The following is a 13,343-nucleotide window of genomic DNA, read 5'->3' as shown; positions in this document are numbered from 1 at the left end:
ATCCCCGCCGAACCTCCAATTCGAATTCGGCACCCCACGGCCCCGGATCGCTTACCCGGCAATCAGGGACGGCTAATCAGCAGGCTTACCGCATTGGCACCAAAGCCCACGGCATTCACCAGGACGTTTCTCAACTCGACGGGTTTCCGGGAATCGGTAAGGTAGGGCACCCCGATAAATTCCTGCCGGTTGAGCATCCCTACCGCGAGTTCCAGGCTCAGGATCCCGGACGCCCCAAACGTATGCCCGATCTTCCATTTGTTGGATGTCAGCGCAGGGGGTTTCCCTCCGAAAACCGCCTGGACCGCCTGCAGTTCGGACAGATCCCCTTTTCGGGTGCCCGGGGCATGCAAAACCACGGCATCCACCTCGCCGGGGTCCGTGGTCCCCAGGGCGCGTCGCATGGAATCCTGCAGGCATACGGCATCCGCGGACAGGGAAACCGGGTGTTCCAGCGGTTCGGTGGCATACCCAACCCCGCGTATTACCGCCAGGGTGGTATCCGGCCTGCCGGTCTCCAGGCAAACCGACCCGGCACCCTCCCCCAGGACCATACTGCTATTGGGTTTCTCCGGGTCGAGCGCGCGGCACGGATACGCCCCGTTTTCCCGGCTGTATATTTTCAGCGCACGCATTTGCGCCAGGGTAAACCCGGTCAGCGGGGCTTCACTGCCCCCGCAAAGGAATCGGCCGGACATCCCGGAGCGCAGCCAGGCCACCCCGTTGAGGATGGCGTGGAGGGCGGTTGAACAGGTAATGGAGTGCGAGAGTTCCGGGCCGCCGGCCCGGAGGTCCTGGGCCACCCAGGAAGCGATATTCCCCAGGGTGGTGGCCGGGGAGGCCAGGGCGGGCACCCGGCCCGTTTGAGTATAGGTTTCCAGGTATTTCTCGAATAAACCAGTTGCCCCGCGGGAAGACCCGATGTTTACCCCGAAGGCCTCGGAATTCCCCCATCCCGCACGTTGTACTGCCAGCCGGCTGGCGAAGATGGCCAACAGGACACTTCGATCCAGGCCTTCGTAAGCAGGATGCGAATTGGCCACCCGGTCCAGCTCGGTCCCGGAGGTCTCCGGAACCCGGCCGCACCATGCGGTTTGTCCTCCGAAATCCGTCTGTTCCAGGCAATGCCCCGGGTCCCGGTAGGCCGGCCAACCCAAATCGGACCCGTGGCCAAGGGCTGAAACCGATCCAATTCCGGTAATGGATATTTCCAGGTCTTTCATAAGGGTCAGCTGATAAATTCCAGGACTTCTTCCATCGCCTGGTAGATCCGGGCGAGTTCATCATCCGTGGTGATGTACGGGGGCAGGATATACACGGTATTCCCCAGGGGGCGCAGGTAGATGCCGCGTTCCATAAAAAAACCGTAGAGGATATCCCTGAGGCTTCCGTACCGGTCCGTTTCCACATCGAGGTCCATGGCAAAGATCACACCGATACGCCGGGTGGCGAGGACCTTGTGGTGCGATTGCACCCGGGTTTCAAAATCCCGGTGCGCCCCGGCAATGCGCGAAATATTCGACTGCATCTCCGCAGTCTCCAGCAACTCCAAAGCAGCCAGGGCAGCCGTACATGCCAAGGGGTTTGCCGTATACGTATGCCCGTGGAAAAACCCCTTTTCCACCGAATCGCTTAAAAAAGCGTTGTAAACCTGTGCCGAACAACTGGTGATACCCATCGGCAACAGGCCGGCCGTAAGGGCCTTTGAGAGGCAGATCAGGTCTGGCTGGGTCTCCAGTTGCGCAGAGGCAAAATTCGTCCCGGTTTTCCCGAACCCCGTCATCACTTCATCCGCAATCAGCAGGGCCCCCGTCTCCCGCAGCCGGGCCAGAATCTTATCCAACCCCGCGGCGTCGTGGGTTTTCATGGCCGCGGCTCCCTGGACCAGGGGCTCATATACAAAGCCTGCCACGGGCGCTTCGGCCAGGATGGCCTCCAGGGTAGCCAGGCTTTGGGCCGCGTCCGGGTCGTCCGGAACGGGGATCCTCCGGACCTCCAGCGCCATCCCTTCAAAAGGCCCGTTGTAGACGGAGAGTCCGGATACGGAAAGGGCCCCGAAGGTATCCCCGTGAAACCCCGATTCAAAAGCCAGCAGGATCTTCCGCGGAGCCCCCAGGTTGAAATGGTATTGCAGGGCTATTTTCAGGGCTACCTCAACGGCCGTGGAGCCGTTTTCGGAGAAAAACACCTTTTCCTGGTTCCCGGGCAGGTGCCCAAGGAGCTTCTCGGAAAGGCTTACGGCGGGTTCGTGGGTAAACCCGCTGAACACTACCTGGTCCAGCTCTTCCATCTGGGCGGCGACCCGCCGGGTAATTTGCGGGTTGCAGTGTCCGTAGACCGCCGTATACCAGGACGAAATAGCATCGAGATAGGCTTTTCCCTGCGTATCGTACAGGTAAACTCCCTGCGCCCTGGCAATCCCATGGGCCATCCCGTGGGTCTTATGCTGGGTAAGGGGGTGCCAGATATGCCTGGCGTCACGAAGGGAAAGATTCTGTCCCATGCCGGCGGGTTCTTCAGTTGATTTTCTATCTTGCAAAGATGAGAAATAATCGGAACTAGCCCTATGTTGCGAAGGATGATTGACAGGGTGGGCCGGCATGTCGCACAGGCCGGGGAAAGAGTCGTATTCCTTTACTTCCTGGCCGCTTCCTTCCTCATCCGGTTTCCATTTTTCTTCCGGGATTATATCGACCGGGATGAGAGCACCTTTATCCTGGTGGCCCAATCGCTGGTGGACGGGCACCTTCCCTACACAGAGCTATGGGACCTGAAGCCCCCTCTGGTTTTCCTCTTGCTTGCCATCCCTATCTGGGTTTTTGGGAAAAGCTTCGTCGCTATCCGCCTGCTGGGGGTCCTGGCTGTGGCGGTCAGCAGTTTTTACACCTATCGTATCGGACGGGAGGTCGGCGGAAAACCGGCCGGCTTTGCCTCCGGGCTGCTTTGCCTTTTCCTGATGAGCCTGTTCGGCAGCGTACAGGGGGTGATGTCCGAACACCTCAGCATGGCTTTTTTCCTCCCGGGGGTTTGGCTCCTTATCAGTCGAAGGACGGGTCCCGGGTACTTCGCCTCCGGGCTTTTCCTGGGGCTGGCAGTCTTGGCCAAGAGCAACCTGGCCATCCCGCTTTTCGCCGCTGGGTGGTTTCTGGTATTTCGCGCCCTTCGCACGGGCGACGCACAGGCCCCGGCCAGGCTCGGGCTTCTGCTGGCCGGGGGATCGTCGTTTGTCCTGCTTTCCGTGCTTCCGTATGTCCTAATGGGGGATGCGGCGCTTTGGTGGGACGCCGTGGTACGCGCACCCCTGGCCTATTCCGGGGAGCAGGAAGGGTTCAGTGCCGGACACCTGCCATTTTACGCACTGGTCGGGGTCTTCCTGTGTTTTGCATGGAAGCGGCAATGGCTCAACCCGAAGCTTTTTTCAAACGGCCTCCTGACAGCGCTGATAGTCGGGATCCTGCTGTCATTTATCAGCGGCGGCAAGCTCAACGGCCACTACCTGTTGCAATTCTATCCGTTGTTGTTGGCCCTGCTGGCCGGTATCCTGGACCGGGCGGGTCAGCGGATCCCGGAAACAATATGTGGCCTCAGCCTGATGTTGTTCCTCCTGCTCCCCGTGGAATCCTGGCTGGAATACGGGGCCGTCGCCCGTTACCACCGTACCACGGGCCACCTCTACAATGGGGAGGGCGTGGAGGTACCCCGGTATTTCAGGGAAAGGTACGGACAACCCGGCAAGGTGCTTTTTTTTGAATACCACATCGGTTATTGGTTGCTGGATACACCCCCCCCGAGCCCGGCGGCGACCCACCCGAGCAATATTTGCCGGCCGGCCCTTTTTCCCTTTATGCCCACCGAGCGGGAATCCACCGGGGAGGAACTCGAATACCTGCTTGGGGAATATCGCCCGGATTTCGTGGTTTGCCGCAGCGGGAAACCCGTTTTTGACCGTAGGCACACCGCAGCCAATGCCACCGTGATGAGTTACCTACAGGTATACTACCGGAAGGACACGGTCCTCGGCCGGGCCGTGATCTATAAAAGGTTGTGATCCCTAAGGGCGGGGCGCAAAGATTTTGCCAGCCTGACTACTTCCTGGCGCCCCGGGGAATCCAATTCTTCAATACGCCCCAGGACGGGTACGCCCGTTTTGGATTTTATGATCGTTTCGGTGGTCGGGTGCGGATCGCCGCTATAGAGGAGGTAGGGTTTGTGCCCCTTGTTTTTCAGGGCTTCCAGGGTGAGGAGCGTGTGGTTGATGCTACCCAGGTAGTGGCGGGAAACAACCACCACGACGTAACCGGGACGGATCAGGTCGGCGATGGTATCCGTATCATTCAGGGGGACGAGCAGCCCGCCCGCCCCTTCGATGACCAGGTGGTTAGTCGTTTCAGGTTCCCGGATCTGGTCCAGATCAATCCGAACCCCGTCAATTTCAGCCGCTGCATGCGGGCTCATGGGGGTGTTCAGGGCGTAGGAGTTCGGGTGAATCACCGTTTTCGGGTGGCTTACAAGGTTTTTGATGGTGTGGCTGTCGGAAGCATCCAGGTCCCCGGCCTGTACGGGTTTCCAGTAATCCGCCCCAAGGGCCTCAACCAGTACAGCCGATGCCAGGGTCTTCCCCACCTCCGTGGAAATACCGGTGACGAAGATTCGCTTCATGAACCGGCAGCGGTTATCATCCCGCACTGCGTGCACCGGTAGCGCGGCGGTTCCAGAAATGGGAAAAGCCGGTACCGCAGCTTCTCCCTTTTAAAGTAGCGTTCACTACGGGTGGCTTTGCAATTCGGGCAGGTTACCGGGTTGCCGTCTTTGTCCAGGGCATACTGCCGCAAGGCATCGTAAACCGCATTGGCGCGTAAAAAATCTTCCTTTTCCACCAACACCTTGACCCCCCCGGTTGCCGTGGCAATAAACGGTTCGGCCTGCATGATATTCGCATCCTTCAGGAATACCGGGATGCCCTCGGATTCCAGCTTCAGCTTCAGGATTTCCGCATCTGCGACCAGCTGAAAGGATTCCAACACCACAAATCGGTTATCCATTATTTCTCCCTTTTCAATTCTTTGGACAAGATACTTAAAACTGACAGGATTTCATCCTTTGAATTGTAACTGTGGAGGCAAAAACGGAGGCACTCGCTGCCCATGGGTACTGTGGGATAGCGGATGGCCTTTACCAGGTAGCCTTTTTCCTGGAGCCGTTCCGCCAATTGGCCTGCCTCCAGGGAGTCGCCAACCCTGTAGGTTTGGATAGGGCCCCCTGCTGTATAAAACCCTTGGTCAAGGCCCAGGGCCCTCGCCTGCTGCCTGAAATACTCGATATTCTCGCTAAGCCTTTCACGCCTGTGGATGCCTGTATCCCCGGACAGATGCGCGTAGGCCTCCAGGATGGATTCCAACGTTCGTGGGGGAAGGGCTGTGGTATAGATGAGGCTCCTGGAAAAATTGACCAGATACTCCCGGAGTTCCGAATCGCATAGTACGGCCGCCCCGTGGCGTCCGACGGCTTTCCCGAAGGTGACGACCCGGGCAAAAACCAGGTCTTCCAGGCCCGCAGCTGCCACGGCCCCCTCCCCGTGCTTCCCCAAGACCCCGACGGCGTGGGCCTCATCCAGGATAAGCCGGAAACCGTTGGCCCGGCAATACGCGGTAATCCCCGCCAGGTCCGGGCCATCCCCCTCCATGGAAAATACGGTCTCCGTTACCACATACACCTCGGAACCGGGGGGGATCCCATCGGGTAGTACGGTGGCCACCCGGCGGGTGAGACTCTCCAGGGAGTTGTGGTCAAAGCTGTAGGACCTTGCCGGGCAAAGCCCCAGGCCATCCCGGATACTCGCATGCACGCTTTGGTCGTAGAATACATAATCCGTCCGCTGGGGTACTGCGGAGAGCAGGCCGATATTCGCATCATACCCGGAATTATACACCAGGGCCGCATCGGCGCGGTGTGCCCGGCACAAGGTGTTCTCCAGTTCCGCATACAGGGGGTGGTTGCCGCTGATGAGCCGCGAGCCGCCGCTTCCGTGGGCCGTGAAGCCAGCACCGGAATCGGAAGGGGCATCCCCCGGCGTTCCCTGGGGTGTTTGCCGGGTAGGTTCCGCTCCGGATTCGGGGGAATCGGCCGCGGTTTTGCCGGAGAAACCCAGGTAATCATTCGAGTAGAAATCCACCCCGTACCGGGGCCCGCGGAGGGTCCTCAGGTTCCCTTCCCGCTCGCGGGCCACCATCTTTTCCCTCAATTTTTCCGGTAGTCCCGTCATAAACCAAAGATACCAATTCGGCAGGTTTCGAAACCAGCCGGGTATAAACCGATACTTTCTGCGGCAGGCCAATCGGAGATACCGCCTTCAGGCATCTGCAGCAAGACAAAAAAACCCTGCCTCCGTCGGGAAGCAGGGTTTGGGAAATGTATAGTAATTGAATTAGTCAGCTAAAACGATCACCCGGTTGTTTTTCAGCTCGACGGTGCCGCTCCGGATGGGCAGGATGGTTTTGCCATCCGCGCCTTTGCGAAAGCGATCCTCGAACTCCTCGTCCAACCCGGTGTTTCCCGCAAACCGGACCTCCCCGCTTTGCAGGAGGGATACGATCGGGGCGTGGTTTTCCAGCATCTGGAATTCCCCGTTGATGCCCGGGACGGTTACGGAAGTAACTTCTCCGGAAAATAAGGTTGCCTCAGGGCTGACGATTTCTAGGTGCATAACAAATACTGGTTCAGTTAATCTGCAGATCAGGCCTCGGCCAGCATTTTCTCACCGGCTTCGATGGCTTCCTCAATGGTCCCTTTCAGGTTGAAAGCCGCTTCGGGCAGGTGGTCGAGCTCCCCGTCCATGATCATGTTGAATCCTTTGATGGCATCCTTGATGTCCACGAATGTACCGGGGATACCGGTAAATTGTTCGGCAACGTGGAAGGGCTGCGAGAGGAAACGCTGCACCCGGCGGGCACGTGCTACCGCCTGCTTGTCTTCCTCAGAGAGTTCTTCCATACCGAGGATGGCGATGATGTCCTGCAGTTCCTTGTAGCGCTGCAGCAACTCCTTGACGCGCTGTGCGCAATCGTAGTGCTCCTTGCCGAGGATCTCCGGTGTAAGGATCCGGGAAGTGGAATCCAGCGGGTCTACCGCCGGGTAGATACCGAGCTCGGCAATTTTCCGGGACAGTACCGTGTTGGCGTCCAGGTGGGCAAACGTGGTTGCGGGTGCCGGGTCGGTAAGGTCATCCGCCGGTACGTATACCGCCTGTACGGAGGTAATCGAGCCGCGCTTGGTGGAAGTAATCCGCTCCTGCATGGCCCCCATCTCGGTGGCCAGCGTGGGCTGGTATCCCACCGCGGAAGGCATCCGTCCCAGCAGGGCGGAAACCTCGGAGCCGGCCTGGGTAAAACGGAAGATGTTGTCGACAAAGAAGAGGACGTCCTTCCCCTGGCCTTCCCCTGCCCCATCGCGGAAATACTCGGCGATGGTCAGCCCGGAAAGGGCTACCCGGGCACGGGCTCCCGGAGGTTCGTTCATCTGTCCGAATACGAAGGTGGCCTTGGATTCCTTCATGGCTTTCTTATCGACCTTTTTCAGGTCCCAGCCGCCTTCTTCCATGGAATGCAAAAAGTCGTCCCCGTATTTGATAATTCCGGACTCGAGCATTTCCCGCAGCAGGTCGTTCCCTTCCCGCGTGCGCTCCCCTACTCCGGCAAAAACGGAGAGGCCCCCGTGGCCTTTGGCGATGTTGTTGATAAGCTCCTGGATCAATACGGTCTTTCCAACCCCGGCTCCGCCGAACAATCCGATCTTACCCCCTTTGGCATAAGGCTCAATGAGGTCGATGACCTTGATCCCGGTAAACAGGACTTCTGTAGAAGTGGAGAGGTCTTCGAATTTCGGGGCTTCCCGGTGGATCGGCAGGCCGTCCTTGCCGGCTTTGGGCAGGTTGCCCAGGCCATCGATGGCATCTCCGATGACGTTGAAGAGCCGGCCGTAAACCGCATCGCCGATGGGCATCTGGATAGCTGCTCCGGTAGCGACGGCTTCGGTACCCCGGCCCAAACCATCCGTCGAGTCCATGGAAATGGTGCGGACGGAATTCTCGCCGATGTGCGACTGAACCTCCAGTACAAGGACCGAACCGTCCTCGCGTTTGATTTCAAGGGAGTCGTAAATCTTGGGGAGTTCAGCCCCCGAAGGGAATTCCACATCGATTACCGGGCCGATAATCTGGGATACTTTACCTGATTGCTTTGCCATTGCGTGTTATTTATCTACCTGTTAATGTAAGGCGCTGTTTTTTCGGCTGCAAAGATAGGGTATTCCTTTAAAAAAAGGAACGCCGGGGACCGCTTTTTACCATAAAAAAAACGCCAGCGTGCCGGCGTTTTCTTCTCGTATGTGACTCCTTACGGGTTCACCGTCCAGGACACGTAGAAAATCGAGCCGACTGCACCCGTCCCTACAGCCGAAAAATACTCTTCGCCCAGGATGTTGGATCCGCCTACTTTGATGATGGAATCCAGGGAGGGGATGGTGTAGTTCACCTGTGCATCCAAAACGGTATAGGCGTCAATGATCCCGTCTGCAAAGGTATTCTGCCACAGATAGCTGTCGCTCCAGCGGTAATTCACATTAAAGCCGAAATTCTTAAAGAGTTCCCTGTGGCCGAAACTGGCTTTCACCTTGTGGTTGGGCGAGTTGAAATTTGTGCGGAAGTCCGGGAAGGCCGCCTGGTCGAACTCCTGTTCGATATAACTGTAGCTGGCCCCGAGGTCGAAACCGCCCGGCAGTTTTGCGTCGAATCCGGCATTGACCCCGTATGCCTCGATGTCCACGGGGGAATTCGTATAGGTCTGGTACGGGAAGAAATCCCCGTTCTGCAGCGCGAGCAGCGAGAGGCCGCCGTCCCCGGCCTGCCCGTAAAACGGCACGACCACTGTGGTATTCGAGATAAAATTCTGGTATTTGTTGTAGAAACCGCTGATATCGATGGCCACCTTGCCGACTTTACCCCGGTAGCCCGCTTCGTACGCAGTTATTTCCTCGGGCTGGACCAGGGGCGTCTCTACCGCTGCGGGTGCCCCGGCATTTACGGAGGCCAGGGAAAAAGCGTTTTCGTAGGCGGCCCGACCCACGATCCGCGCCTGGCTGCTGCCGGTAAGGGCAGCCCCGGAAGTACTCAGGTCAAAATTCCGCACATCCCGGTCCAGGTTGTCCGGGGCAGCCCCCACGAGGATGGCCCGGCCCGCATTCAGGCCGATAAACAGGTCCTGGGTAGTCGGGTTCCGGAAGCCCTGCTGGACGGATACGCGGAGGTTGTGGTTCTTCTCCGGCCCGAGGACGGTCAGGATGGAGAGCCTCGGCGAAAAGAACCAGTCAAAAAATTGGTTCTTGTCGTAGCGGACAGAGCCCGTGAGCTTGATCCGCTCGTCCAGGAGTTTCTTCTGCACTTGCAGGTAAGCCCCGTATTCGTTGTAGGAAATCGGGCCGTCCGTATCCGTGAAAATCGTCCCGCTGGAGTTCAGCACATATTCCCGGAAGGAACCCCCAATCTGGATTTCGGCAATTTCCGAAGTCAGGTGGGTGAAATTATAGTTCGCGTCTACATGGCGGAATTTGGTGTTGTCGATAAACTTCGCGCCGGTGGTCAGGTCCCCGTCGGCAGTGACCTGTGCCAGGGCCCGGTCAAATTCCCGGGTTCCCGGGACAAACCGCCCCTGGTCGGCTGCCTGGCGGGCAACGGCATGTGCCGTTTCTTCGTCCAGCTGAACCCCCGTGCCTACTCCGAGCCGCGCCCCGATATAGGTCTCGGCGTAATCGGTAAACCATTGCGTATCGGACTTCCATCGCCGGTTTACGTTGATGGCGGCAAACCGCGTATCATAGGAATTCCCGGCATTCTCAGAGGTGATATATCCCCTCAGGAAGAAATTGTCGTTGCGGAACTCCAGGCGGTGCTGCTGCAGGATGAAATCGCGGATGGCGTACCGGTTGGCACCCTGGTAAATCGTATTGCCGCGACCCACCCGGCCATTGTAAATAATCTCAAAATCGTTTGCCCAGGGCCGGTAGTATACCGAGAAATCCGTCTTGACACTCTGGGCGTTGTAATTGAGCAGGTCGGCCTCCTGGTAACCGGTACGGGATACCAGGGCTGTTCCGACAGTCCCCGAGGGCAATCCGGCAGCTGCGTCAAAATTCAGCAGCGTGCTCACCTCGTCCCCGTAGACATTCAGGCCGTCGTAGGCCGGATCTGTCCGGTCCGCCCCGGGGCGCGCCAGGTCCACGGTGCTGTTGGCGTGCCAGTCTTCCCCTTGCAAGTAGGAGAAATTGGCTTTTACGGCCAGCTTATCGTTAAAGGCGTGGGCTGCCCGGATCCCGAAATCGTAATAGGGGTTCGTGCCGGCGGCATCCTGCTGGGTGAATCCGGTTTTAAAGTAGGCGCTGATCCCCTGGTAGTCGAAGGGGTTTTTACTGGTCATAAACAAGATCCCGTTGAAGGCGCCCGCCCCGTAGAGAGCCGATGACGCACCCGGGAGAATTTCCACGCTTTGCACCTCGAGCTCCGACATCCCCACCAGGTTCCCGAGAACAAAGTTCAGGCCGGGTGCCGTGTTGTCCATCCCGTCTACCAGCTGCATAAAGCGGTTGTTCGCAAACGTGGCAAACCCGCGCGTATTCACCGATTGGAAGGTAAGGCTGTTTGTGTTGATGTCCACCCCTTTAAGGTTTTGCAGCCCGTCGTAAAAGGAAGGGGCCGTAGTGGCGGCGATGTCCTGCAGGCCAAACCGCTCCACGGAAACCGGGGATTCGAATATCCGCTCCGGGGTCCGGGAGGCCGAGATGACTACTTCGTCCAGGAAGGTCTGGGCTTCGGAAAGCGTGATGGCCAGCGTTTGGCCGCTGGATTCCACCCGGGCGCTGCCTTCGGTGTACCCGATACTGGTTATCCGCAAGTCGAAGGGCGGCATTTCAGAGGTTTCCAGGGAGAAGTTCCCGTCAAAATCCGTAGTGGTGCCAATGGCCTTTCCCACGATCACGATGTTTGCGCCTGGCACGGGTTCTCCATTGGTATCCGTAACAGTTCCTGAAACAACAGTCTGCGCATAGGTCCCCATGCCCAATAGGAGCATGGAAAACAGGAAAAATGTTCTCATTCGTTTAGTTTGTGTTAAGAGGGTTTTAAGCCAAGATACCAATTTTTCGAGACCCCCAATGCATATTTCGTAAAATTATGCATGCATAATAACAATATGGCAATTGACCGGCAGGCCTATTCAGATTTTGACAAAAAGACGGGAAGGGGTAGCGACGTGGTTTTTAGCATCCCCCGGGTATCCGCAGCACACTAAATCCGGTACGGGAACAGCAGTTGGACGGTTGACGGCCAAAAGTCCGGCAAGCGGATGTTACTCCACGGTTACAGACTTGGCGAGGTTCCTGGGCTGGTCCACGTTGCAGCCGCGCATCACGGCAATATGGTAGGAAAGGAGCTGAAGCGGGATGGTGGTCAGCAGGGGGGACAGGCTTTCGGAGGACTCGGGCACCTCGATGACGTGGTCCGCCAGGTCGCGGACCTGCTCGTCCCCTTCGGTGACTATCGCGATAATCTTCCCCTTGCGCGACTTGATTTCCTGGATGTTGCTCACCACTTTCTCGTAGTGGCCCCTCCGGGTGGCGATGACAATCACCGGCATCTGTTCGTCGATCAGGGCAATCGGCCCGTGCTTCATTTCGGCAGCCGGGTAGCCCTCTGCATGTATGTAACTGATCTCCTTGAGTTTCAGGGCGCCTTCCAGGGCAACCGGGAAGTTGTACCCCCTTCCCAGGTAGAGGCAGTTGGTGGAATCCTTGTAGACATCCGAGATGATCTCGATCAGTGCGTTGGACTCCAGGGCTTTTTCCACCTTGGCGGGAATCCCTTCGAGTTCCGACAACATCTCGTGCAGCCGCGATTCGGAAAGCGTGCCGCTGGCCTTGGCGAGTTTCAGCGCCATGAGCGTCAGGACGGTGATCTGGGTGGTAAATGCCTTGGTGGAGGCCACCCCGATTTCGGGTCCGGCGTGCGTATAGGCCCCCGCATGGGTTTCCCGGGCGATGGAGGATCCCACCACATTGCAAACGCCAAACACGAATGCGCCGCGCTCCTTGGCCAGTTTGATGGCGGCCAGGGTGTCTGCCGTCTCCCCGGATTGTGAGATGGCTATCAATACGTCCTTATCGGAAATAACCGGGTTCCGATACCGGAATTCAGAGGCGTATTCCACCTCAACGGGTATCCGGGCCAGGTCTTCGAAGATGTATTCCGCCACCAGGCCGGCATGCCAGGAGGTGCCGCAGGCCACAATGATAATCCGGTTGGCATTCAGGAACCGCTCCAGGTTCTGGTCAATCCCGGCCATGCGGATCAGCCCCTGGTCTGCCCGGAGCCTGCCGCGGAATGTGTCTTTGATGGCATGGGGCTGTTCGTAGATCTCCTTGAGCATAAAGTGCTCGTACCCGCCTTTTTCAATAGCCTCCAGGTTGAGCTGCAGTTCCTGTACGAGCGGATAGGCGATGGAATCGTCCTTGATCTTCCGGAGTTTGATCTCCTTGCCGAGGCGTACCACGGCCATCTCCTCATCTTCCAGGTACACCGCGTTGTTCGTGTATTCGATAAAAGGCGAGGCGTCCGAGGCGATAAAAAATTCGTCATCCCCCACCCCGATGGCCAGCGGGCTGCCGAGCTTGGCAACCACGATCTCGTCCGGCTTGGACCGGTCGAAGACCGCAATGGCGTATGCGCCAACCACCTGGTTCAGGGCAATCTGCACGGCCTTCCCGAGTTTTACATTTTCTTTGGACTTGACTTCCTCGATCAAGTTGACGAGCACCTCGGTGTCCGTGTCCGACTCAAAGGAATAGCCCCTTTTGACGAGCTCCTTTTTGATCGCCTCATAATTCTCGATAATCCCGTTGTGGATGATCACCAGGTTGCCCGAGTTGGAGGTGTGCGGGTGGGCATTGCAGTCGTTGGGTACCCCGTGGGTGGCCCAGCGCGTGTGGCCGATTCCCAGGTGGCCGGCCAGGGATATTTCCTTTTCGCTCCGGGCTTTGAGGTCGTCTACCTTCCCCTTGGTTTTGGACAGGTTGATCTGTTCCCCGTCAAACAGGGCGATCCCGGCACTGTCGTAGCCCCGGTATTCCAGGCGTTGCAATCCTTTGATGATGACCGGGTAAGCGTCCCGGTGACCGATGTATCCGACTATTCCGCACATAGTGACTCCAATAGGGTTTTACGTATACCAAAAATAGGGGAATCGGGGTATTCCCCCTGTAAATTCTAGTTGTAAAACGGGTTTTATCCGCAATTGGTATAT

The 13,343-nt window shown here is 57.9% G+C and carries 10 protein-coding genes; 1 reads left to right on the top strand and 9 read right to left on the bottom strand.

Features of this window, described 5'->3' with window-relative positions; all coding sequences use genetic code 11:
- Positions 1 to 62: 62 nt before the first annotated feature.
- Both RB2501_RS04620 and bioA read right to left on the bottom strand, forming a co-directional pair.
- Positions 63 to 1,223: a beta-ketoacyl synthase N-terminal-like domain-containing protein gene (locus RB2501_RS04620; RefSeq protein WP_015753591.1), complete on the bottom strand. Its 1,161-nt coding sequence runs from the start codon at positions 1,221 to 1,223 to the stop codon at positions 63 to 65.
- Between the two features lie 5 nt (positions 1,224 to 1,228).
- Positions 1,229 to 2,503 (bottom strand): adenosylmethionine--8-amino-7-oxononanoate transaminase, encoded by a 1,275-nt coding sequence (gene bioA, locus RB2501_RS04615; protein WP_015753590.1) that lies wholly within the window; start codon positions 2,501 to 2,503, stop codon positions 1,229 to 1,231.
- Positions 2,504 to 2,566: 63 nt separating this feature from the next.
- Here bioA and RB2501_RS04610 point away from each other — a divergent pair, with 63 nt between their 5' ends.
- A complete protein-coding gene (locus tag RB2501_RS04610; protein ID WP_041326990.1) occupies positions 2,567 to 4,048 on the top strand; it encodes an ArnT family glycosyltransferase in 1,482 nt (493 codons plus the stop codon).
- Here RB2501_RS04610 and bioD read toward each other — a convergent pair.
- The 7 genes from bioD to glmS form a co-directional block, all read right to left on the bottom strand.
- The gene (gene bioD / locus RB2501_RS04605; RefSeq protein WP_015753588.1) at positions 4,033 to 4,659 is read right to left on the bottom strand and encodes a dethiobiotin synthase; all 627 of its coding nucleotides are present in this window, start codon (positions 4,657 to 4,659) and stop codon (positions 4,033 to 4,035) included. The genes RB2501_RS04610 and bioD overlap by 16 nt on opposite strands.
- On the bottom strand, positions 4,656 to 5,042 hold the full coding sequence (locus RB2501_RS04600) for a putative signal transducing protein (RefSeq protein WP_015753587.1): 387 nt from the start codon (positions 5,040 to 5,042) through the stop codon (positions 4,656 to 4,658). Before RB2501_RS04600 ends, bioD begins: the two co-directional genes overlap by 4 nt.
- Positions 5,042 to 6,262: an aminotransferase class I/II-fold pyridoxal phosphate-dependent enzyme gene (locus tag RB2501_RS04595; protein WP_015753586.1), complete on the bottom strand. Its 1,221-nt coding sequence runs from the start codon at positions 6,260 to 6,262 to the stop codon at positions 5,042 to 5,044. The genes RB2501_RS04600 and RB2501_RS04595 overlap by 1 nt, the downstream gene beginning before the upstream one ends.
- A 162-nt stretch (positions 6,263 to 6,424) precedes the next feature.
- Positions 6,425 to 6,703 (bottom strand): F0F1 ATP synthase subunit epsilon, encoded by a 279-nt coding sequence (locus RB2501_RS04590; RefSeq protein ID WP_015753585.1) that lies wholly within the window; start codon positions 6,701 to 6,703, stop codon positions 6,425 to 6,427.
- Between the two features lie 29 nt (positions 6,704 to 6,732).
- The gene (gene atpD, locus RB2501_RS04585; protein WP_015753584.1) at positions 6,733 to 8,241 is read right to left on the bottom strand and encodes a F0F1 ATP synthase subunit beta; all 1,509 of its coding nucleotides are present in this window, start codon (positions 8,239 to 8,241) and stop codon (positions 6,733 to 6,735) included.
- A 149-nt stretch (positions 8,242 to 8,390) separates the two neighbouring features.
- Positions 8,391 to 11,141, bottom strand: a complete 2,751-nt coding sequence (locus RB2501_RS04580) for a TonB-dependent receptor (protein WP_015753583.1) — start codon at positions 11,139 to 11,141, stop codon at positions 8,391 to 8,393.
- Positions 11,142 to 11,393: 252 nt separating this feature from the next.
- Positions 11,394 to 13,241 carry a glutamine--fructose-6-phosphate transaminase (isomerizing) gene (gene glmS / locus RB2501_RS04575; protein ID WP_015753581.1) on the bottom strand — a complete coding sequence of 616 codons (1,848 nt, stop codon included), beginning with the start codon at positions 13,239 to 13,241 and terminating at the stop codon, positions 11,394 to 11,396.
- Positions 13,242 to 13,343 lie beyond the last annotated feature (102 nt).

Source organism: Robiginitalea biformata HTCC2501 (assembly GCF_000024125.1).
GTDB lineage: Bacteria > Bacteroidota > Bacteroidia > Flavobacteriales > Flavobacteriaceae > Robiginitalea > Robiginitalea biformata.
This window is presented reverse-complemented; position numbering and strand designations above follow the sequence as displayed.